This window comes from Marinobacter antarcticus (genome assembly GCF_900142385.1).
GTDB lineage: Bacteria > Pseudomonadota > Gammaproteobacteria > Pseudomonadales > Oleiphilaceae > Marinobacter > Marinobacter antarcticus.
In genome coordinates this window covers 1,370,863-1,391,577 of record NZ_FRAQ01000001.1, presented here as the reverse complement: position 1 = coordinate 1,391,577, position 20,715 = coordinate 1,370,863, and the positions used below count along the sequence as shown (strand labels likewise).

Annotated in this window: 20 protein-coding genes; 11 read left to right on the top strand and 9 right to left on the bottom strand. The window is 53.3% G+C overall.

The annotated features are described in order from the left end of the window. Positions 1-16: 16 nt before the first annotated feature. A complete protein-coding gene (lhpI, locus tag BUA49_RS06550) occupies positions 17-1,735 on the bottom strand; it encodes a cis-3-hydroxy-L-proline dehydratase (RefSeq protein WP_072796391.1) in 1,719 nt (572 codons plus the stop codon). Positions 1,736-2,045: 310 nt separating this feature from the next. Between lhpI and BUA49_RS06545 the strand changes: the two genes are divergently transcribed. From BUA49_RS06545 to BUA49_RS06525, 5 genes are all read left to right on the top strand, one after another. Beyond that, positions 2,046-2,864, top strand: a complete 819-nt coding sequence (locus tag BUA49_RS06545) for a transporter substrate-binding domain-containing protein (RefSeq protein WP_072796390.1) — start codon at positions 2,046-2,048, stop codon at positions 2,862-2,864. Positions 2,865-3,016: 152 nt separating this feature from the next. Beyond that, on the top strand, positions 3,017-3,682 hold the full coding sequence (locus tag BUA49_RS06540; RefSeq protein ID WP_072796389.1) for an amino acid ABC transporter permease: 666 nt from the start codon (positions 3,017-3,019) through the stop codon (positions 3,680-3,682). Then, complete coding sequence (locus tag BUA49_RS06535; RefSeq protein WP_072796388.1) at positions 3,682-4,335, top strand: amino acid ABC transporter permease; 654 nt, start codon at positions 3,682-3,684, stop codon at positions 4,333-4,335. Before BUA49_RS06540 ends, BUA49_RS06535 begins: the two co-directional genes overlap by 1 nt. Next, positions 4,332-5,054: an amino acid ABC transporter ATP-binding protein gene (locus BUA49_RS06530; protein WP_072796387.1), complete on the top strand. Its 723-nt coding sequence runs from the start codon at positions 4,332-4,334 to the stop codon at positions 5,052-5,054. The genes BUA49_RS06535 and BUA49_RS06530 overlap by 4 nt, the downstream gene beginning before the upstream one ends. A 128-nt stretch (positions 5,055-5,182) precedes the next feature. Further along, complete coding sequence (locus tag BUA49_RS06525) at positions 5,183-5,740, top strand: cytochrome b (protein ID WP_072796386.1); 558 nt, start codon at positions 5,183-5,185, stop codon at positions 5,738-5,740. On the opposite strand, the gene BUA49_RS06520 is transcribed toward BUA49_RS06525, so the two are convergent. Both BUA49_RS06520 and BUA49_RS06515 read right to left on the bottom strand, forming a co-directional pair. After that, positions 5,737-8,091, bottom strand: coding sequence for a bifunctional diguanylate cyclase/phosphodiesterase (locus tag BUA49_RS06520; RefSeq protein WP_072796385.1), 2,355 nt, complete (start codon positions 8,089-8,091; stop codon positions 5,737-5,739). The genes BUA49_RS06525 and BUA49_RS06520 overlap by 4 nt on opposite strands. A 70-nt stretch (positions 8,092-8,161) precedes the next feature. After that, complete coding sequence (locus tag BUA49_RS06515) at positions 8,162-9,010, bottom strand: tetratricopeptide repeat protein (RefSeq protein ID WP_072796384.1); 849 nt, start codon at positions 9,008-9,010, stop codon at positions 8,162-8,164. Positions 9,011-9,254: 244 nt separating this feature from the next. On the opposite strand from BUA49_RS06515, the gene BUA49_RS06510 reads away from it, so the two are divergent. Further along, positions 9,255-9,827 carry a CAP domain-containing protein gene (locus tag BUA49_RS06510; protein ID WP_084063499.1) on the top strand — a complete coding sequence of 191 codons (573 nt, stop codon included), beginning with the start codon at positions 9,255-9,257 and terminating at the stop codon, positions 9,825-9,827. Between the two features lie 166 nt (positions 9,828-9,993). On the opposite strand, the gene BUA49_RS06505 is transcribed toward BUA49_RS06510, so the two are convergent. Next, on the bottom strand, positions 9,994-10,257 hold the full coding sequence (locus tag BUA49_RS06505) for a hypothetical protein (protein ID WP_072796383.1): 264 nt from the start codon (positions 10,255-10,257) through the stop codon (positions 9,994-9,996). 185 nt (positions 10,258-10,442) lie between these two features. On the opposite strand from BUA49_RS06505, the gene BUA49_RS06500 reads away from it, so the two are divergent. From BUA49_RS06500 to BUA49_RS06490, 3 genes are all read left to right on the top strand, one after another. Further along, positions 10,443-11,447, top strand: a complete 1,005-nt coding sequence (locus tag BUA49_RS06500) for a DUF6635 family protein (RefSeq protein WP_072796382.1) — start codon at positions 10,443-10,445, stop codon at positions 11,445-11,447. Positions 11,448-11,689: 242 nt separating this feature from the next. Further along, entirely contained in the window at positions 11,690-11,992 is a 303-nt protein-coding gene (locus BUA49_RS06495) for a 2OG-Fe(II) oxygenase (protein ID WP_072796381.1), read from the top strand. Between the two features lie 16 nt (positions 11,993-12,008). Beyond that, positions 12,009-12,977, top strand: a complete 969-nt coding sequence (locus BUA49_RS06490; RefSeq protein WP_072796380.1) for a ribonuclease Z — start codon at positions 12,009-12,011, stop codon at positions 12,975-12,977. A gap of 14 nt (positions 12,978-12,991) precedes the next feature. On the opposite strand, the gene BUA49_RS06485 is transcribed toward BUA49_RS06490, so the two are convergent. The 5 genes from BUA49_RS06485 to BUA49_RS06455 form a co-directional block, all read right to left on the bottom strand. Beyond that, a complete protein-coding gene (locus BUA49_RS06485; protein ID WP_072796379.1) occupies positions 12,992-14,776 on the bottom strand; it encodes a DEAD/DEAH box helicase in 1,785 nt (594 codons plus the stop codon). 163 nt (positions 14,777-14,939) lie between these two features. After that, positions 14,940-15,374: an SRPBCC family protein gene (locus tag BUA49_RS06480; RefSeq protein ID WP_072796378.1), complete on the bottom strand. Its 435-nt coding sequence runs from the start codon at positions 15,372-15,374 to the stop codon at positions 14,940-14,942. 77 nt (positions 15,375-15,451) lie between these two features. Beyond that, positions 15,452-16,345 (bottom strand): alpha/beta hydrolase, encoded by an 894-nt coding sequence (locus tag BUA49_RS06475; RefSeq protein WP_072796377.1) that lies wholly within the window; start codon positions 16,343-16,345, stop codon positions 15,452-15,454. 266 nt (positions 16,346-16,611) lie between these two features. Continuing rightward, complete coding sequence (locus tag BUA49_RS06470; protein ID WP_072796376.1) at positions 16,612-17,916, bottom strand: ferredoxin reductase family protein; 1,305 nt, start codon at positions 17,914-17,916, stop codon at positions 16,612-16,614. Positions 17,917-18,576: 660 nt separating this feature from the next. After that, the gene (locus BUA49_RS06455; RefSeq protein ID WP_072796373.1) at positions 18,577-19,434 is read right to left on the bottom strand and encodes an ion transporter; all 858 of its coding nucleotides are present in this window, start codon (positions 19,432-19,434) and stop codon (positions 18,577-18,579) included. A gap of 348 nt (positions 19,435-19,782) precedes the next feature. On the opposite strand from BUA49_RS06455, the gene BUA49_RS06450 reads away from it, so the two are divergent. Both BUA49_RS06450 and BUA49_RS06445 read left to right on the top strand, forming a co-directional pair. Beyond that, positions 19,783-20,328 carry a nucleoside 2-deoxyribosyltransferase gene (locus BUA49_RS06450; RefSeq protein WP_072796372.1) on the top strand — a complete coding sequence of 182 codons (546 nt, stop codon included), beginning with the start codon at positions 19,783-19,785 and terminating at the stop codon, positions 20,326-20,328. After that, positions 20,321-20,524, top strand: a complete 204-nt coding sequence (locus tag BUA49_RS06445; RefSeq protein ID WP_175547555.1) for a hypothetical protein — start codon at positions 20,321-20,323, stop codon at positions 20,522-20,524. The genes BUA49_RS06450 and BUA49_RS06445 overlap by 8 nt, the downstream gene beginning before the upstream one ends. Positions 20,525-20,715 lie beyond the last annotated feature (191 nt).

Here is a 20,715-nt window from a genome sequence, read left to right as displayed (position 1 = left end):
TACCAGTTCCTGCTGCTTAACTCTGAAGCCATTCTGGAAGACGCTCTGGTGCATGGCCGCTGATGGCTGCTTCAACGCAATCCTCAAGACTGCCGATTCGAGAGTGCCTTCCCGACAAACCATGAGCATAGTGGGCATATTTACCGGAGTTAGTGAATAAGCCTTCAGCATCCTGAGGAAAAACAGGTTCTACGATTGAGCACCAACAAAGGTCGGGAATGAGCCGAACGCCTGCTCGTTCCAGACGGTCCACAATGCCCTCGGATCTCGCTGCCTGCAGCATGTCTCGTCCAATCGTTATAATTAATTGAGTCGACAGGTTGCAGTGACGGTCTCCGAAGAGATCGGCAATGCGGCGAGCTTCATCTATAGACGCATGTGGGCTTCCTATAGCAACAAGATCGATTTTAAGATCTCCCCGATTGAGTTCGTTCCAGGCGCTGATGAATTCCGGGATTCCGATAGACTGATGATCGGCATCCGCTGAAGGCAAAAGATGCGCCTCAGGTGTGTGGCCGGCAATGTGCAGCATAGGGACGCCTGAGGTGGTACCGAAAGCCGCGCATAGCGATTTCAGATCATCTGTCGATGGCTTCAGGTTTTCTAAACCGGTCACAAGCGGTATGTGATCGGGCGAAAACTTTCCAGCCAACCACCCCAGGAGTGGCCAGAAAAGTTCGTCATGATTTCCTGGCGCAGAAGGCGGTGTAACATTCAGAACCCTGCGAGCGACGCGACCCTCTTGCGTATAAACGCCTGATGCCGGAGCGCGTCCGGTCATTGCTATAAACAGATCGAGATAATCAGGATGCTTGGGGGTGCGGGCACCGAGCACCGTATTGGCGAAGATGACCGCGTTTGATTCTGACCAGCCGATCACTTCGCCGAATTCTGGGGCGTCGTCCAGGAGATAAGGGGCGCAGGTGAACGTTGGGCGGGCACCCATCCTGACGTAGGCATCAGCCAGTCTGCTCGCGCGGTTACCAAAGTCATCAGGTACATGCTGAGAGCGCCAGTTTTCTCTATCGACCGAAATGGCATTTATGGTTGTGGGTATGGAAACTTTAGCACCGAGATCGGCCAGCTTTTCTGCGAAGATCAGATTTGCCGAATGCGACAGGATGCAACCGTCTATATGCCCTCTTGTGACATCGGTGAGGTGTCGGGCTCCTTCGGCGGCAGCCATCAGGCAAATGATCTCCATCGCCACTCGCGCGGCCGGTCCGGCTTCATCGTTCAAAAGTGCTTTGTCTGCTTCGGAGAGGTCTATGTCACCAAGCCTGGTTGTTGCGAGTTCGAGGTCGAGGTTATCAGCCTTAATTCTGTGTCCCGAGATCGATGCTGTTTTCGAGCGAGCCAGAGCCTCGTAGTCGGCAGGTGATAACGAGATCGTTGGAATGGGCCGGCCAAAAATACGATCGGATACCAGAGCACCCAGGGTTAAAACCTCCTCATGCTCCTGAAACACCAGAGCTGCCGGTGCAAGAGAGTTCAGGGATAGTTCGAGAAGAACTCCGCTGCCACTGCAAGAACCGCGGGAAGTCGGCATCATCAGAATTTTTCCAGCGACCAACTCTCCATAATTCGGATGATGCACATCGATAATGCTCCCGAAATCGGGGTCGACACCTCCCCAGAAGCTAAGACCTTCATCACAGACAAGGATCTCACCTGATGCCTCGCCTTCAATAAAAATACAGCTGTAGTCTCTGGTGCCAGCCGAAAATGTATCCAAAATGCCTCCGATGGCTTGGTAAGGTGACCTACAAGATAACTCTGCCCCTATTATATGAGCTAAGCTTAAAAAATCTTTTAATTCATATGATTAGATAGACGCCCAACGTCCATAATGGCGTCATTGGCTGTATTTCCATAATTTTGGCCTATAATTTCCTATTAAGTTAAACATAAAAGTGAAATACCCTCTTTGATTTTGCTTTTCAGTGCTTTTCACTAACAAATCTAGGGTAGTATTTTTACGTACACTTTAAATTCATGTAGGTTTCGTAACGTGTGACCCAAAAAAAGAATCAGAGAGACAAACTATGATTAAAAAATTAGCAGCAGCCGCACTTGCCTGCGTTGCATTCACTTCCGTGAATGCGACAGCCGATCAGCTTGATACCGTGATTCAACGAGGCACGTTGAACTGTGGCGTGGTTCTCGACTTTCCACCTATGGGCTATTTTGACGCAGACAATCAACCTGCAGGTTTTGACGTAGATTATTGTAACGATCTGGCCGAGGTCCTCGGCGTGGACGTAAATATACTCAATCTCACTTGGGGTGATCGAATCCCATCCCTGATTTCCGGGAAGACCGATGTTGTTATCGGCTCTACTTCTGACACTATGGAACGTGCAAAAACCGTCGGATTCACCTACCCGTACTTCGTTTTCAAGTTTCAGGTAATTGCCCCGAAAGAAGAGAACATCAGCTCGTTTGATGACCTCAAGAACGTGAAAGTGGGTGCTGCACTGGGCACTACCTACGAAACTGAATACCTCGCCTATGCCGAGAAAAAAGGCTGGGGAACCGATAATTACACAGCGTTCAAATCTGAAAACGATGCATACCTGGGTTTGTACCAGGGCAAAGTGGATGCGGTTATCTCAACCAACACCAATATTGCTACCAAACTGCAAAGCGAAGAGTTCAAAGATTTTTCTGCAGGCCCCTTTGTACCCAACTATGACGACGTCGTAGGTCTGATCGCAAAAAGAAGTGAAACCGCCTGGATCAACTACCTGAACCTGTTCCTGGTTCGTCAGATTCGTGACGGCAACATGAATGCGGCTTACAACAAGCACTTCGGTTCAGATGCGCCTGCTGATCTGATCCAGTCCTTGAGAGACAACAAGTAATAACCATATCGGTGGCCGCCAGTATGGGGCTGCCCATATCACTCATCTAAAGGCCAGTCGCAAACACCTTTGCGTAATGGCTTCGAACTCTGACCAGCGTCTGAATAAGGCGCTGGTCAGACCTCCCTCCAACCACAGAAAGTGGTCAAGGTATGGAATATGAATTTCACTGGAACGTCGTGTTCCAGAAAATGCCTGAGTTACTGAACGGGGCCTTTGTAACCCTGCACGTATCAGTGCTCGCCATGCTCCTGGGTGTTGTGATTGCGATACTGATGGCGATTGCCAAGATGAACAACAGCAAGCCCTTTTGTTATGTCGCTACGGTATGGGTCGAGATAGCCCGAAACACTCCGGCACTTTTTCAAATCTACATGGCCTATTTCGGGCTGGGGGCTCTTGGCATTCATCTAAGCCCCTATGTTGCGGTGTTAAGCGCTCTGGTATTTATCAATGCGGGTTACCTGACTGAGACTTTTCGGGGCGGATTTCAGTCCATCCCCAGCACACAGTACAGCGCTTCCAAATCTCTGGGTATGAACAGCTTTCAGGTGTATCGATACATCATCCTGCCGCAGATGCTCAGGCGCATCTATCATCCGATGACAAACCAGTTTGTCTGGTCCATCCTGATGAGTTCGCTGGGAATTCTGGTTGGAATGGGCGAGCTGTCCGGAACAACACAGAGGCTGCAGTCATTGTCATTTCGTACGCTTGAGTTCTTCATTGTGGCAGCGGTTATGTACTTCATCATCACCAAGCTTGTGCTGATCAGTTCGTCACTTATTTCCCGCAAACTATTCAGGGGGGAAATCTGATGAACTCCTTATTTACACCTCTGTCCTGGGACGATACCGGTTTCATTCTTACCGGTGTCATGAATACGGTGACCATATCGGTAGTAGCGATAGTGTTTGGAACCCTACTGGGTTTGGTCGTCGGTTTTATGCGCGCTGAAAGCAACAAAGTAGTCAACGTACTGTTTGGTGGTGTGCTGGATATACTCAGAAGTGTACCGCTGATCATTCAGCTCGTTCTTTTTTCGACCTTTGTTGGCGCGATGGGGTCCCCACTGGATCCCTTTGTGGCTGGCTCCATCGTTCTTTCGCTTTATACCATGGCCTTTATGAGTGAGGTTTTTCGTAGTGGCTTCGAAAGCGTGCATCAATCCATGCGGACATCAGCCCGTTCATTGGGTATGACATACTGGCAAACCATCTTCTACATTCGCTTACCCATAGGTATGCGCGCAGTCTTCCCCTCCTGGCTCGGTGTTGCCCTGAGTGTCATCAAAGACTCGGCTCTGGTCTCAGTTATTGGTTATATGGAACTTCTGCGCACGTCCGACCAGCTCATCTCCCGTACCCAGCAACCACTGGAGATTCTGATTGGTGTTGGTATCTTTTACTTTATTATTTCATACCCCCTATCGTCATATGGTCGGTATGTTGAGAGGAAAATGGCAATATGATCAGTATCCAGAATGTCCATAAATCCTTTGGTGATCTTGAAGTTCTGAAAGGCGTCAGTCTGGATGTCGACAACGGCGAAGTCGTGAGCATTATCGGTGGCTCCGGCAGTGGCAAGTCGACCCTGCTGTATTGCATCAATGCCATCGAGAGCATTCACAAAGGCAAAATCATCGTCGATGGTATTGATGTTCATAACAAAGAGACGAATAAGGATAAATTGCGTCAGAAACTGGGCATGGTATTTCAGCAATGGAACTCCTTTCCTCATATGACCGTGCTGGAAAATGCGGCTCTTGCGCCCAGAATCGTCAAAAAAATGAGCAAAGAAGAAGCGATTGAAATCGCCAAAAAGGAACTCGAGCATGTTGGCCTGGGTGATAAGTTTGACGTCTACCCGACTAAAATGTCTGGAGGTCAACAGCAGCGCCTGGCGATTGCCCGCGCCCTCGCCATGAAGCCCGATTACATGCTTTTTGATGAGGTCACATCCGCCCTCGATCCCGAATTAGTGGGCGAGGTTCTGGATACTTTGCGCCTGTTGGCGGAAGAGGGTATGACCATGATCTGCGTGACACATGAAATGGGCTTCGCGCGCGATGTGTCTGATCGTGTCGCTTACTTTCATGAAGGCGTGATTGCCGAGCTTGGCGAGGCTAGACAGGTTATTACCGACCCGCAAAACCCGTTAACCCAGAAATTCCTTTCAAAGGTGCGTTGATGAGCTGTTGCTGATGTGAATCTGTCAGGGGTCAGTCGAGGACTCGACCCCTTTCTTTTGCGATGCTTTAATCAGCGCCAGGCCGTTCCAGTGACTACACTGAAACGAATGGTTATCAGGAGCGCCGCATGCAAGCACTGGATCGCTATACCTACCCGCACCGGCTACTCCACTGGCTGGTGGCTGGCGTGGTGCTGCTCTCCTTGGCCAGTGGCTTAACGTTGGGCTTTCTGGGGTATGACGGCACCGTCGATCTGATAGGCAAAACACTAACCAACGTGCTTTACGGCGGCCATAAAACGCTGGGTGTGTTGATGTTGCTGCTGATGACACTGCGCGTTATTACCCGCCTGGCTTTTGTGGTGCCAGACCATGTACCGCCCTTGAATACCTTCGAGAGAGTCGTCAGTACCAGTGTCCATCACTTGCTCTATATAGCGCTGATTGTCATGCCGTTAATAGGCTGGGCAGCAACAGCCAGCGGAGGCTTCCCGGTGGAATTTGTCCTCTGGCAGTTACCAGGGTTCATTGGTAAGGATGAACAACTCTCTGAACTGCTCTTTATACTGCATGAATGGCTGGGCTGGATCATTTTAGCTTTGGTGGTGCTGCATGTGTCTGGTGCGATATTCCATTGGAAAATCAAGCGCGATAACGTTATGAAGCGTATGAGCCTGTTCGATTAAGAAATAAAACCGAAATGCCCGTCTCGACTCAACAGCTCCGCCGCAGGCATTCCGAAGTACTCTCCCTGCGAGAAATCAATGCCCAGCTCCACAACACGTTCCTGCACCGCTTCACTGTGTACGAATTCTGCCACCGTTTTAATGCCCATGCTCCGGGCAAATTGGACAATCCCCTTGGTCACAAGAAACGCCGTGTGGTCCTGCGCCAGATAGCGAATCAGGCTACCGTCTATCTTGATGAAATCCACGTTCAGCTTGCGCAGATGGGAAAAATTGGAATAGCCGGTGCCGAAGTCATCAATGGCGATCCGGCAGCCAAAGGATTTCACTTTGTCGATAAAGTGTAATACGTCGCCGTAATTCCCGATGTCATCGGATTCGAGAATCTCGAAGATCACCCGCTCGCCAACATTGCTCCCTCGCAGATGCTCCAGAATCAGAGCAAGGGTTTCCGGATCAATGATATCCACATAGGACAGGTTGATGGAAAACTCGTAGGGCTGCGTGGCAAAAGCGGCGAACGCCTTTTCCACCATAATCCGGGTGATCTGACGGTTAAGCCGGAGCTTATTGGCCACTTCGATGAACTGCCCGGCGGCGATCACGCCATGCCCGGGATCTTCCATCCTCACCAGGCACTCATACTTGGTAAACGTGCCTTTCATGTTGTCGTGAATTGGCTGGAAGTACGGACGCAATGCGCTGGTCTCGATCGCCTTCTTCAGGCGCCGCGCCCAATAGAGATTTTTCTCGTAGCCTTTTTCAACTTCCTGGCTTTGGTCATAAAACAGGTACTGACGCATCTGATCCCGCGCCTGAGCAACAGCAATGGTTGCCTGGTTAAGCAGACGGTCCGGTGCGGCATCGCCATTACTCTCTCTCAGGAAGGCAATGCCCGCGCTGGTGTCCAGGCTTAACGCTTGCTGCCGCCAGGTAACACGTTGCGCACAAAGGAATTCGATCAATTCACTGGTGAAAGTGCGCACCCGGGACTCAGTAACGCCAGGCCCCAGAAGTGCGAATTCATCACTGGACAGGCGATAAAGTTCAGGAGGAAGTCCAAAAGGGTGAGAATGGGTGCGGATAAACAAGAGCACATGCTTGCGCACAGCCAACAGCACGACATCGCCACATTCATTGCCGAACAGGCTGTTGATTTCCTTGAAGCGGTCCAGGTCCAGGAGGATGAGGCAGGCGTCTTGCCGGTCCTGCAGGTCTCTCAAAAGGCGCACACGATTGGGCAGGCCAGTCAGAGCGTCCGTGTAGGAGGCCTGTAATTCACGCATGAGCTGTATGATCCGATAAAGCAGGTAAAGGCTCAGCACCAGCAAAACCGAACCCGTGATCAGCAGTATCCGGTAATTAGTGTCGCGCATGGGCACCAGCACCCGGTCGATCTCATCCGTTGGAACGCCGGCACCATAGACCATACCTGCCGGTGTCGTGGCGTAATACAACTCATAGAGTCGCCCGCCGACGTCAAGTTGCCGTGTGCGCAGGCGTTTTTCAGGGGCTTGGCTATCACCTGACACTGATGGCGCGCCCGCATCATTTCCGGAAAGATTCGCTGCCAGGATCGCATCGATAAGCTTCTGCTCCTGAACCGGATCTTCGTTTTGACTGAGACTGGACAGGTTTCGGTTGTTGCGGTCATTGAGAAAAGCAAAGCTGTTTTGCGTGACCTCCATACGGCTGACCAGGTCAACAACCTGGTCCGAAGCCCAATCAATGGTCGCTACGCCAATCAACTCACCCTCGGCGCTGACCACCGGCTGAGCAAGGGTAAGAACAGCGCGCTCGGTTGCCATGTCAAAGTATACCGGTGACCAGTAGACAGGCACGCCCGATGCGGGGTCGCGGGCGCCGTCCCTCCCCAAAGTCAGGTCAAACCAGCGAGTCTGCCTGAAGTCGGTTGATCGTGATTGCATTCTGGGGCCGCCAACTCCGGCCTTGACCAGATAAGGCGCGTAGCGTTCACCGGCTGGCGCTACAATACCCGGCTGATACCAGAGACCGGCACCAGAGACACCAGCCTCGCTCTCAAGACGGCTTCGCAGCGTTTTTTCAAGCTGGGCCTGCAGTTGGCGCTGGGCTTCTGGCGAACCCGGCTGTTCCCGCGATAACCGGTAAAATGTTTCGCCGATCGTCGCGAGAGTCGCCACCTGGCGCTCCAGGGCAATTTGGTGGGCATCAATACGGACCAGCCCCGTGATGAACACATCCCGGATCTGATCCCGGCGCAACTCGTACATCGCCTGTTGGGAATAGCTCAGGTTCAGGTGAGATAACAGGAACATGCCAATAGCGAAAAGCGCGATCAGCAGGAATAGCAGCCCCATGATGGAGTGCATGGCGTAGCTACTTCTCCAGAAGCCCAGATGTGGCCGTATCCATCTGGACAGAACTGACCACGGCAGATGTCTAATTGGCATTGGCACCCGCAGTGGCTGAAGCCAGATTGTCGAGTGCGTTTTCAGCCCCGGCATAGCCGAGCCCTATAGCGGTTCTGAACCACTTCGCGGCCGCATTCTTATCCTGCGCAACGCCACGCCCCTGAGCGTACATTTCGCCTAGCAGGTAGGCTCCCTGGCCGGATTCTGGCGCGGCCTGCCGGGCCCAACGATAGGCTGACTCGTAATTACCCAGAGCGCTCTGGATCTGGGCCATGCTTGCCTGCGCACCTGCTGCGCCATCTTCAGCAGGGCCGCGACAGGCTTTCAGGGCGTCACTGAAGTTGCGAATCCGAGTGAGCAGGTAGCAGTCGTTCAACTGGGGCGATACGGCAACTTTTTGAGTGTCATCATCGTGGACCTCACTGTCATCGCTCGGGGGTTCACTGACTGGCTGCAGCACGGGTTTTGGCGCCGGCTGCGGCTGCATAGCTTCGAGCCGTGCTTCATAGGCCGCCACATCCTGCGGACAGGAAAAGCTATAACCACGACGATACGATGCCAGACCAGTTTCGGTAATCCCACTCGTATTGTAACGCCGGGCTATAGCGGCACAACGACGTTCACGCTCCGCCCTCACCTGCCCGAGCTGGGCCGTGCGGGCCGAATCAGCCCCGTAACGTTGCAGATACTCCGTTAGCGGATCAATGTATGGTTGATCAAAAAGCGGTTTAATTTCCTGGTCAAGATCAGCAACAGGAGCCCTTTGCCCGATTTTACTCAGCGCGTCGCCGGTGCGACTGAGGAAGTCACTGGTCTTTAAATTGCCGCAGCCTGCGATCAGCACTGCGCTCAACATGATGACAAGCAATCGATACATCGAATTCACCAGAAGATCTAAAAGATTGCAGACGCACGTCAGGAAAACAGCCCAACCTAGTGAACTCTAGTTCACCTGTTTCCCGATGTCCTAGGTGATATTGTAACGTATTGAAGCCAGTATAGATGACAAGGCAAGCGCAAACAGTCGCCTGCAGGGATGGAGGGATCAGTGACTTACCTTCCTGCTGCGCCGGGTGGTTGACCAGAAACTCCATGCCCTATCAGTTTGAAGGCCTCAAAAAATGCCCATGACACAGCCAAAACGTATCTACCTTGCCCGCCACAAACTAATGGACAGCTGCGCCGCAGTTACGGTCCACCTCATCAGGATCGCCCTTGCAGGACTGATCGGCTTTAGCGGGGGCCCGGCGATGGCTTCAGGTGACACCGCCGATGGGGCCCCATTTGCCGACACTTGGGAAACGCTCCTGACCGAGGCTAGAGCCGAAGCGCGACGGTGCGGCAGCGACACTTACGCCGAGAGCTCACCGATCACCTGGAATGCTCGGCTGCGCGCTGCGGCGCAAGCACACAGCGAGGACATGACGCACATGGGCCGGATAAGCCATGAGGGAAGCGAAGGTGGTGTCCTCGCTGATCGCCTCGCCGCCGCGGGATATGAGGCGTCCGCCTGGGCCGAAAACGTAGCCTCCGGCCAACAGAACGCCACCACCGTGGTCGCCGCCTGGCTCGGCAGTCCGGGCCACTGCGCCAACATCATGTCCGCAGATTACACAGAGTTCGGCGTAGGTATCGATCGGGACAAAAGCGGCAAACGTTACTGGACGCTGGTTTTGGCTGCACCCCGCCACTAGCTTCGCTTTCTCTACCAAGTCTGCTTTGACTGGGTTGAGTTCTCCAAGGACGATTAGGACCGCACTGGGCTATGTGGAAACAGGATGCTCTGCATTTATTGCGCAAGCTCAGGGCTTAACCCTATTTCAGCTTAGTCATGTTCATCACAGCAGAGGACTGTAGGAATCAAGCAGCATTTCTTGGAGGAACAACCTGATATTCGCGATTGTCTACGCCAAAATTTTGCTCAGACCAAACTTGATCCGTTGTCTCTCTTTGATTAACGGTCTGGTCGGGGGCAGCCACACATAAGGCGATTGGTGTGACCGGTTCCTGAGGTTTTTGATGACGCGCTTTGAGCTTTTGCACCCAGACACTCAGGCGCTTGCGCAGGTACTGGTTACGAAAATCACGGCTGTTGTTGATGGCAGTGGAAGGTATGTAAGCCATTGGATTTCTCTTCGGAAAAGGTTGGTCAATTTGTGTACTACATCTTAGATTTAGTTAGTTTACTCATCAATAAGTCACAGTACTTATCAGCGGGCTTTTCGGGGCTATAATTGTTAATCTTTGTAAGTCATTTCAAGACAGATAAGGCACACCCTCGCATATCCGAAGCCTCCCGGATCTCGTCGATGCGGATCATTGTAAAAGCTCTCGCAGAAGCACCTGTCACTATGCCCATTGTCACATCGCCCGAGCAAAACGCCTCCGAAGTTGAGATAGAGCAGGCAATCCACTCAGGCATCGAGCGCTATTTTGACGACTGCCGGGCGCGGGTACCGGCATTTATTGACCATCACTTCCATTACCCCGGTGCCATCGCAACCAACCGGATGGCGCTGGGATGGGACATGTTGCGGGCACCCATCAATCTACTGTGGGCGCCGGTGTACGCCCTGGTATGCCTGATAAAAATTCTGCTTCCCAAACGAACAGGCCTGATGTGGCTGCACGGTTTGGCAAATCGTGTACCCGCCGGTTTTACCACCCGGGTACAACAGCACATCTCGCACCTGATCCTGGTGGACCTGTTGAACAATGGTCAGGAGGGCTCAATTCTGGAGGGATATCTGATTGAGGCGCTGGAGGCGGCGTATGAGCGCCATACCTCCGAACCGGTCGATCGCCAGCAGTTCAGCACGCTGATTGAGCCGCTGGTCGCGGACGCTCTCAGTCAGTACCGGATGACCCGGACGGCGTCTGCCGATATCACCAACAGTATTTCATGCACGGTGTTGGGCGCGTTCGCGTTCCAGAAGTTTACCCCGGGTGGCATTGGGCTCGGGGTGGTGCTCGCATCCATGCTCGCAAAGACCCTGGCCGCCCAGGACTTTATACTTGGTGAGACCATCGGCAGGTGGTACTACAGCTGGTTTCCACCGGAGCCTTCGCTGGCAACGACGGCCAGCGTCATGGTCGCTGTCATGGCCTCATTAGCGGCGTTTGCGGCCTTTTCCGGCGTTATATTCGATCCGGTTCAGGCGGCGGTCGGTTTGCATCGTCGGCGCCTGCACAAGCTGCTGGATCACCTGCAGCGAGACGTTACCCTCAGCACCCAGAGCAGCTTTCGCCCGAAAGATCAGTTTGTGGCGCGGATTCTGGACATGTTCGACATGATCAAATCCGGTTTACTTTAGTTAGCGGCGTTTGGGCATGATTACCTGCGTTGCCCGCCCCGCTTTGACTTGCTCAAGCGCAGCATCAGACCCCGAATCGCTTCATGGCATGATCTCTTTTCTCAGGCTCTATCATGCCGGATTTTCCAGTTTTAAACGGTTAAGAATCCAGGGTCAGGGCGTTAGAGCATCGGCCTCTTTAACTTCTCGCGCTCGGCGCGCACAATTGAGGGGCAACTTACTTCCAGGCGAACGCACACACGATGTCATTAAACGTAAAAATCCGGATTCTCCTCCACTCCAAACGCCTGAGTATTTACCTGGTGCGTTATCCACAGGGCCACAAGGTGATTCCCCATGTGGACATGATCTCCGAAGGCCGGCTGTACAAGCTCAATTGCGTACTGGTTAAGCCCAAAGCCGGCGGTGAGTTCATCTGTGAAAAAAACGTATTCAATCTGTTTGGGCGAGTCATACTCTTCCGGTCGGACCTTTACCAACACCGGGTTTCGAAGATTGAGCGCGGCAATCGCTGGCTACTCAGTTTTGCGTTGACCCAAAACTGAGCGAACACGAGGAACGATGGACTTCACCTTTTTGGGCACCTCTGCCGGAACTCCGACACGTTCGCGCAACGTAACCGCCCTGGCTCTGTCGCACTCCGGCCAAAAGCCCTGGTATCTGGTGGACTGTGGCGAAGGCACCCAGCACCAACTACTACGCGCTCACTACTCCGTGATGCAACTGCGGGCGATATTCATCACCCATATCCACGGTGACCACACCTTCGGTCTGCCGGGGCTGCTCACCAGTGCCTCCATGCTGGGCCGCACAGAACCTCTGGACATTATTGCCCCCGTCCAGACTCACCATTTCATCACCGCAACGCTCGAAAACAGCGACTCCAGTCTGGGCTATGCCCTGAACTTCATCGATTCCGAAGCACCGGACTTCTGCTGGCAGAATCAAGACTTCAGGGTGACAAACGTGGCCTTGTCCCATCGAGTACCCTGCCGTGCCTACGTGTTCACAGAGCGCAACATCGAGCGACAACTCTTGCAGGACAAGCTGAACGAGGATGGCATTGAACCCGGGCCTGGTTGGGGCGAGTTGCAGAAAGGCAATGACGTAACCCTGGAGGATGGCCGCCGGCTAAGGAGCGACGATTACACACAGACTCCCCGCGTTGCCCGCCGCCTGATCGTCGCCGGTGACAATGACGACCCTACCCTGCTGACCGACGCCTGCAAGGGAAGCCATGCGCTGATTCACGAAGCCACCTACACCCAGGACGTGGCCGACCGGGTTGGGCCTTGGCCACAGCACAGTTCCGCAGAACAGGTGGCCCGGTTTGCTCAACAGGCCCAGCTGCCCGGCCTGGTACTTACCCACTTCAGCTCACGCTACCAGTCCGCGCCGGGCAGCACGCCCAACATCAACCAATTGGCAGCCGAAGCCATGCAACACTACAAGGGCCAGCTATTTCTGGCCCGGGATTTTGACACTTACCGGCTGGAGAAGGACTTGTCGCTGATGTGTTTGACCACATAAGGGCCTACTACTCCTCAATATGCCTTCCGATAGCTACCCTGATAATCAAAAATCCGTTCCTGCACCTGCCAGTAGTGCTTTTGTTTGCGGGCAATGACAAAATCCGGTGCAGGCATTAAGTCTTGCACCTCAAGCACCTCTTCAATCCTGCTGAACACTTGCGGGGCCTGGCTATTCGCTAAACGCCGTCCGAACAGTTTGTTAAACACGTTGCGCTGTGCCGGTTTGCTGAAATCAAAAGACTCGCTGAGTTCTTCTCCATCTTCACTGTGATAGGTGATTCTCAGTTTGCTCTCGTTTTTGCTGTCATTGGCGCTTAACGTGATTCCGGCACAACGGATCACCATGGCATCTTTGAGTTTCAGGGCATCTCTTAGCTGATCGTCCGGGTCGATAATAGCTTTTTTACACTGCTGGCAGTTGCGGGCCGCGATATCATTCTCGCCACCGCAGTGTGGGCACTCCTTGAAACGAAAACGGTAATCGCACTGCTCAGGGCGCACGTTCTGCGCTGCAGGCTCATCCTCTTCAGCAGGCACTAGCAGCCCCTGACAACGGCGTCCGTAGTGCTCGATAACACGGCCTTCACTGTCTGTTTTGCCCCAGAAGATGTTGGCAAAACCGCAGCCCGGGCAGAATACCTGCACCGGCTCACTATCGGGGTTTGGTTTCTTCTCCCCCACTTCCGGGTGATACAGATTGACACTGTTGCCCGCATAATCAATCACCAGACAATCCTGTTTACCTTCATCCAGACGAAGGCCGCGACCCACGATCTGCTGATACAGGCTGACCGACTGGGTAGGGCGAAGAATGGCGATAAAGTCCACATGAGGCGCGTCAAAGCCCGTGGTGAGTACAGATACATTCACCAGATACTTTAACTGCCGCTGTTTAAAGCGCTGAATCAGCAAATCCCGTTCATTCAGATCGGTAGCGCCGGTAATCAAGGCTGTCTGGTGTTCCGGCAGATAGCCGGTGATCTCCCGTGCATGATCCACCGTTGCGGCAAAGATCATCACCGCCTTGCGCTTAACGGCCAGCTCCATCACCTGCTCAATAATGGCCCGGGTCACACGTTGATGTTTGCCCAGCAGCTGGTTAACGTCTTTTTCGGCGTATTCGCCAAAGCGGTTCTGCGACAGCGCAGAGAAATCGTATTGCGCCACCGCCGCGTTAACCAACTCAGGCCTGGTGAGATACCCCCGATTAATCATATAACTCAGGGGCAGTTCATAAATGCACTGCACAAAGGGCTTATCCTGTTCTTCACTACAGCTACGGACAAAGCCCCGGTAGTGATAGCGATAGATCCAGCCCATGGCCAGGCGATAGGGTGTGGCGGTTAGGCCGAGCACTTTAAGAGAGTCATTCTGTTGCCGCAGCAGCTCGATGATTGTTTGATACTGACTGCTTTCATCACCACTGACCCGATGGCACTCATCGATGATGAGCAATGAGTATTCATCTCTGAACTGGTCCAGATTAGCCGATACGGACTGCACACTGGCGAAGGTTACCTGATACCGGTTTTCCTTGCGTTTTAACCCGGCGGAGAAGATGCCGGCGGTTAACCCATAGCTCTGGTATTTGGCGTGATTCTGATCAACAAGCTCTTTTACGTGGGTCAGCACCAGAATTTTTCGCCGGGCAAGACGGGCCAACTCGGCGATGACCAGACTTTTACCCGCACCGGTCGGCAGCACAATAACGGCAGAATCATCAGATTTGCGAAAGTGTTTCAATGTGGCATCAACGGCTTCCTGCTGGTAAGGCCGCAGCTTGAAAGGAGCATTCATTTTGCAGTGCTTAATCGCTATCCGGATGAAAGGGCGGTCATACTAGCAAATACCTGTGCCGTTACCTGCGAACCTGTAAATAAATCTGTCCCGGTTTTCCGTGTGTAAATAAATCTGTCCCGGTTTTCGTCCCGGTTTTCCGGGAAATACCTAACCTAGAACCCTAAAGCCTTTCAATGGCCTTGAGCAGTGAACTGAACGCCTTCGAAAAGCTGCGCTCAGCCAATCGGTCCATCACCCCGCCAAGCAGCGGCACCTGCACGTGCCCCTCGGAAATCCAGGTAACCCTCGTCCACTCACCCTCAGGCTGCAAAACAATCTCTCCCTTCGTGTGTTGAACGGAGAACGGACTCGATCTCTCGATGCGATAGTGCATCCTGTTTGGCCTCTCGAACTGCGTAATACGCTCGGTCAGTTCAAGCCGGCCTGCTCCGATAATCCTGACGGCGCCAGTGCCATTTTTTTCGTCTTTGCCTTCCTCAACCAGCAGAGACTTGTTGACCCCAGGGAACCGATCGTAGCGGGCATGATCGGAGAGGGCCTCAAACACAGTGTCGATGTCCCTGGAAAGAACCCGCTCAACGTGAATGCGAAACATAGTTACTCCTAAAAACTTAGGCTGACCAAGATGAGCTGGGACCAAACAAGGAAGCACCAAACCGGTTTTCGTTCAGTTCACACCGGCATCTTCCGGCCCAGGAACTCAAGCTGATCTTTTATTGACTGAGCCAGAGGTTCGCCCCGATAGACGTCAAAATGGCCGACAGGATAGTGCTTTACTTCCGAGTTCGGCATTTTTTCGGCAGCTTTAACTCCGGCCTTCGCTGGGGCAACCGTATCGTGGTCGCAAATCAACATGAGTGCCGGACACGTGACTTTGCTGGCAAAACGGGTGGGCCGGAAAAGAGGGATCGCATAACTTACGCCTGCAGCCACATAATTCGACGCATTATCCGCCAACAGGGGAACATAACCCTCCTGACAATCCTCGGCCGTCATCATGCCCAACTCCCCGGGACGGCCCGCCGATGCGATATATTGGGGAGACATCCCAAGCCCACGGCGAATCCAGTCTACAGTGGCGTGGTAAGTCAGACGCAGACCCTGCATGATGCCGGCATAACCGATAACGCCCAGCAGAGATGCAAAACCATCCATCATCGGGCATTGGGAGATGGTGCACTGCACGTTTCCATCTTGCGCCGCCGCGGCGATCACAAGCCCGCCAGAAAACGATGTCCCCCAAAGGCAAATACGGTTTCGGTCGATACCATCGAGCTGTCGCGCAAATTTCAGTGCCTCCAGCCAGTCAGCCACTTCCTTCCGGGGGCTCAGCGTCTGGCGTGGCTGACCGTCACTTTCACCAAAATGGCGGTAGTCAAAGGCGAAGACCGCATAACCCGCCTGGCAAAAGGCCTCTTTAAACGGTGCAAGACCACTGGCGTGAGTCAGTCCAAAACCATGCGCCATCACGATACATGGCAGGTTCCTGCTGTCGGCATCCGGTGTATAAAGAACACCGCGACAGGTTGTACCGTAGCTCGGGAATTCCAGTGGAGTTTCGATCATTGCTCAGCTCTCGTGCGTATAGGTTGAAGATCTCAGGATAGCCCCCTCGAAACTCAATCAACGAAGTGCGTTCACTGATTAGACGAGCAGGACAATCCAAACGTTACAGGAAAGACCGAAACACCATCAGGCGGAAACTGAATCTGGCCCGGTTTTCCTACATGAATTAGCGCAATACAAAAACGAGAAGGATCAAGCATAAGGCGATATTCAGAACCCAGATTGTCAAAGAAACCCGTCGCCGCTGACTCAGACGCTTGATTGGATTAGTCATAGGCGAACCGCTCTGACAGGATACGATGAGAGGGCGTGCCCCTCTTGATCAGGTGATCTTCAGCAACATCCATCATGCCCGCCGGTCCGCACAGCACAAAGACCCATTCGCTGAACTCTTTCTCTGAAAATACGCGATCTATCAGCGCTGCATCTATGAAGCCTGTCTCTCCGTGCCAGGTTTCTGGCGGTTCTGACAGCACATGGACTACGTCCTCCACACCCAGCTCCTCACGATAGGCAATCTGATCAATGATCCGATTTCCATAGATCAGCTTCACCTTGCGCGAATCGTCAGTCAGGCGCATTTGCCTGAGTATGCCCAGCAGAGGAGCAAGGCCAACGCCACCTGCGATGAGAGCGACCCCAGGTTCAGCGCGACTATCGACAGTAAGATTGCCATAAGGGCCGTCAAGGTAGGCGACTGTTCCAGCTTGTATCTGGCAAATTGTTCGTGTGAAGTCGCCAATCTCTTTGATCATGAACGATATTTCCGGTCCGGCTGCCGGCGCTGAGCAAATGGAGAAGGGGTTTTCTTTCATCGAGAAGGGGTTGTGCCCCACATTTAGCCAGACGAATTGCCCGGCTTTGTAATCAAGACCACGATGACCGTCTGGTTTCACGGTCACATCCCATTGCTTTGGCGTCAATTGGACCACGGAGGTCACGCGCCAGGGACGTGCCTTCTGCAGAAGGGGAACCAGCAGGTAAACCGTAAGCAGTGACCCAACAGCAACGCCAGTCATTGCCAGCCACACCCAGGTCATCACAGGCTGCGATCCGTAACGCCCTGCATACACGGTATGATGCAACAGAAGAACCGCGATCAAGAGCGCGCCGATCCCATGCAAAAGGCGCCATGTCTCGTATTTGTAGTCCAGTTGGGTGCGCCCGATTGCCAGTAAAGCAAGGCTTGGAAGAAGCAGATAGGCGGCAATGCCTGTCGACAAAGCCGAAAAATCGGTCGTGAGCGTCAATTCGCGCGTGGGGTCCCAGGGGCGTTGACCACCTGACGGCGTCCCCTGGTAAAGAAACGGGTGCAGCAGAGCAAAGACCAGTGCCGTGCGAGCCATGATCTGGTGAAACCGCATTGTCACATCCAGCCCGATGCCATTTGAAATGGTCTTGAAACGGCCGGACAGGATGAATTCCATGAGAACCATCGAGAAGGCAAGAATGCCAAGGCCAGAGGCCAGTTCCTGGTGAAACTGGCGTGGCGGCCCTCCGACCCACGCGGACAAGATCAACGGCAATGTGACCGCAACAAGGTAAGCAACGATCAAAAAGAGCGATTTCATGTGTCTATTCTGTTGCACTTATTCTAGCCATGCAATTTAGTCTTCCATAGTGCAAAAGCGGGACAGATTTCCGGCTTGCCCTCGCAGGTGAAATCAACGCTTCCCTTGAGGACGAAAAACGCTTCGCCCCAATCATGACTGTGCGGGGGAGGCCCCATGCCTTTTTCCCACGTTGAAATGTAAACTCTTGCCCCTGTGTGACCTGCTTTGCGGCGAGAACGATAACATCCGTACCTACTACACTCAGCGCACTCTCATAATCTCCCGGTTTAACGATGGTTGCGTGTCTTTTCATCGGTATGCTCCTGCCCGTCGATTCAGGCCCCTCCCGGAGCATGGTGCCGAGCCAGCCTGGAAAACATGCGGACCGTCAATGCTGATGCCGACTGGAATCTGGAAAGGTTCCGCAGGATCTGTGTTCTGTTTGCTGCGCCAGATCAGAAACCCGACAACCACCACAATGATTCCGACAACCAGAAATTTCATTTAACCCTCAAAACCTCAGGAATGTTCACTTCACTTCTTTCACTGGGAAGCTTTCTCATGGCCAGTCTGGCTCACGCCGACCCCGGCCAGCTAAATTTGGGGAAGTTTGGTCGCCGCAGTGATTAACGGAAAAATCGCGGAAAATAAAGCTGTTCAGATTTCTCGCGAACAACATCATCCGGCGTTGCCCGGCTCGGGTTTCTCTTCATCAAGCCAGGTGCCGCAGTATTTACAATACTTGGCATCGATTTCATGTCGATGTTGACCGCACCCTGGGCAGGCTTCATCGGAGTAACGTTCTGCACGCAGTGCGCGAATCATTTCTGCGGAAAAAACGCCAACGGGAAGCGCAATAATCGAGTAGCCCGCCAACATGATCATCACGGAAATGAACTGCCCCCAGGGCGTCACCGGCGATATATCGCCATAGCCTACTGTTGTCAGTGTCACGATTCCCCAGTAGATGGATTTGGGAATACTGGTAAAGCCCGCTTCGGCCGGCTCAATGAGATAAAGCAAAGAAGAGAAGATGGTTACGACCATCAACACTGCGAACAGAAAAAGCAGGATCTGGTCCCGGCTACGAATCAGCGCGTCCATCAGCAGGCGGCCCTCGCCCACTACCGTCATCATCTCCAGTACCCGGAACAGACGCAGCGTCCGCAGCAGACGCACTACTACGAGAGTCTGCGCACCCGGGAACAAGAGCTCCAGCCAGACAGGCAAGACCGCCAGAACGTCGATAACGCCGTAAAAGCTTTTCAGATAAAGCTTCGGCTTTTCCAGGCAATAGAGGCGCAGCGCCAACTCGATGGTGAACAGCACCGTAATGCCCCATTCCATGACATAAAAAATCTCACCGAAGCGAGCATGGTATTCCATAACACTGTCCAGCAGAATAATCCCGACGCTGAGGAATATCAGCAACGCCAGAAAAATATCAAAGCCCTTGGCCAGGCGGGTATCTGATTCGAAAATGACCTGAAACAGGCGCGTTTTAATTCCCAGGCCACCAGGTTTTATCGTCGCCATCTAAACTGCCTCTTTAACTGTCACTGAAAATCCCGCGATTACGCTCAACCCGGGGCCACCAATCCTGAAAACAGCCGCACTGACCCTGAATATTCACTGTAAACTCTAACCATTTGGTCGCCAACGAAAGCCGGGCAAGAAAATCAATCAGTCCCGGTTTTCATATTATCAAGCACGACGGCTACGCGTCACAGATGCGTTGTTGTTCAGTACCCAAGCAATGACCTCCTCGCTTGATGCCGAAGCGGGACCTGCTTTGACCAGCGTTGTGATGGTTACACCGTCACCCGCCCTACCCCGGAAATGCTGGATGCTATCCTGCAATTTTATCAGCTCTAAGAGGCACCCATGGCAAAGCCAAAACGAATCTACCTCGCCGGCCCGGAAGTATTTTTCCCGGCCGAAGAACACCAGGTCATCGTGGCCGAGAAAAAACGCCTGCTCCGGGAATACGGATTTGAAGGTGTGGACCCGCTGGACACGGAGCTGGCATTTTCCGACGAAGAAGCAAAACCCGATCGCGGGCAGCGGATCTACCAGGCCAACCGTGAACTGATGGACAGCTGCGATGCCATCATCGCCAACCTGACACCCTTCCGCAGCATCAGTGCTGACCCGGGCACGGTATACGAAGTGGGCTACATGACCGGACAGGGCAAGCCCGCCTTCGCATTCACCCTGGACAGCCGGCACTACCGGGAACGGACGGGCTCAACCGGTCTGGACGAACTGGGCCACACCATTGAGGACTTTGAGATGAGTGACAACCTGATGATCGAAGGCGGCATCCGCGAATCCGGTGGTCGGCTATTCGTGGCAGATCAGCCAGGCGAACACCGGTTCTTCTCGGCGGAACTGTTCCGCCGCTGTGTGCGAGCGCTGGCCCATGCCTGAACAAACCCCACTTCAGATCCTGTTCAACACCCTCCCCCAAACTGGACGAGTGGAATGGATTGGTATCCGCCCCGCCCGTGATGAAGCCATGGAAGCGCTCGATAGCGTAGCGGTCACACCAGGCCAAGGCCTGGAAGGCGACCGAATCAACTCATCTGACTGTGAATCATTTTCCAGTTCAACAAACTGCCGATAGGCCACGACCCGCATCTCATGGTTGTCTGCCAGGGCCCGAAAAGTGTCCGGCTCATCCAGCCAATGGCAGGCTGACAACCCCACACATGGAGAATAGCTCGACCACTCATACGACTCAGCCCTATCCACCATTCCTGCTTTGACAGGATTGCAAAAAATAGATCTGTCCCGGTTTTCCGCGGTTTTCGCCGC

What these genes read in the sequence shown, in the direction of transcription:
- BUA49_RS06495 (WP_072796381.1), top strand. Translation starts at nt 11,690, where the DNA reads ATGTCATTAAACGTAAAAATCCGGATTCTCCTCCACTCCAAACGCCTG.
- BUA49_RS06445 (WP_175547555.1), top strand. Translation starts at nt 20,321, where the DNA reads ATGCCTGAACAAACCCCACTTCAGATCCTGTTCAACACCCTCCCCCAA.
- BUA49_RS06455 (WP_072796373.1), bottom strand. Translation starts at nt 19,434, where the DNA reads ATGGCGACGATAAAACCTGGTGGCCTGGGAATTAAAACGCGCCTGTTT.
- BUA49_RS06540 (WP_072796389.1), top strand. Translation starts at nt 3,017, where the DNA reads ATGGAATATGAATTTCACTGGAACGTCGTGTTCCAGAAAATGCCTGAG.
- BUA49_RS06530 (WP_072796387.1), top strand. Translation starts at nt 4,332, where the DNA reads ATGATCAGTATCCAGAATGTCCATAAATCCTTTGGTGATCTTGAAGTT.
- BUA49_RS06450 (WP_072796372.1), top strand. Translation starts at nt 19,783, where the DNA reads ATGGCAAAGCCAAAACGAATCTACCTCGCCGGCCCGGAAGTATTTTTC.
- BUA49_RS06480 (WP_072796378.1), bottom strand. Translation starts at nt 15,374, where the DNA reads ATGTTTCGCATTCACGTTGAGCGGGTTCTTTCCAGGGACATCGACACT.
- BUA49_RS06505 (WP_072796383.1), bottom strand. Translation starts at nt 10,257, where the DNA reads ATGGCTTACATACCTTCCACTGCCATCAACAACAGCCGTGATTTTCGT.
- BUA49_RS06520 (WP_072796385.1), bottom strand. Translation starts at nt 8,091, where the DNA reads ATGCACTCCATCATGGGGCTGCTATTCCTGCTGATCGCGCTTTTCGCT.
- BUA49_RS06535 (WP_072796388.1), top strand. Translation starts at nt 3,682, where the DNA reads ATGAACTCCTTATTTACACCTCTGTCCTGGGACGATACCGGTTTCATT.
- BUA49_RS06515 (WP_072796384.1), bottom strand. Translation starts at nt 9,010, where the DNA reads ATGTATCGATTGCTTGTCATCATGTTGAGCGCAGTGCTGATCGCAGGC.
- BUA49_RS06500 (WP_072796382.1), top strand. Translation starts at nt 10,443, where the DNA reads ATGCGGATCATTGTAAAAGCTCTCGCAGAAGCACCTGTCACTATGCCC.
- BUA49_RS06490 (WP_072796380.1), top strand. Translation starts at nt 12,009, where the DNA reads ATGGACTTCACCTTTTTGGGCACCTCTGCCGGAACTCCGACACGTTCG.
- BUA49_RS06510 (WP_084063499.1), top strand. Translation starts at nt 9,255, where the DNA reads ATGCCCATGACACAGCCAAAACGTATCTACCTTGCCCGCCACAAACTA.
- BUA49_RS06545 (WP_072796390.1), top strand. Translation starts at nt 2,046, where the DNA reads ATGATTAAAAAATTAGCAGCAGCCGCACTTGCCTGCGTTGCATTCACT.
- BUA49_RS06475 (WP_072796377.1), bottom strand. Translation starts at nt 16,345, where the DNA reads ATGATCGAAACTCCACTGGAATTCCCGAGCTACGGTACAACCTGTCGC.
- BUA49_RS06485 (WP_072796379.1), bottom strand. Translation starts at nt 14,776, where the DNA reads ATGAATGCTCCTTTCAAGCTGCGGCCTTACCAGCAGGAAGCCGTTGAT.
- BUA49_RS06470 (WP_072796376.1), bottom strand. Translation starts at nt 17,916, where the DNA reads ATGAAATCGCTCTTTTTGATCGTTGCTTACCTTGTTGCGGTCACATTG.
- BUA49_RS06525 (WP_072796386.1), top strand. Translation starts at nt 5,183, where the DNA reads ATGCAAGCACTGGATCGCTATACCTACCCGCACCGGCTACTCCACTGG.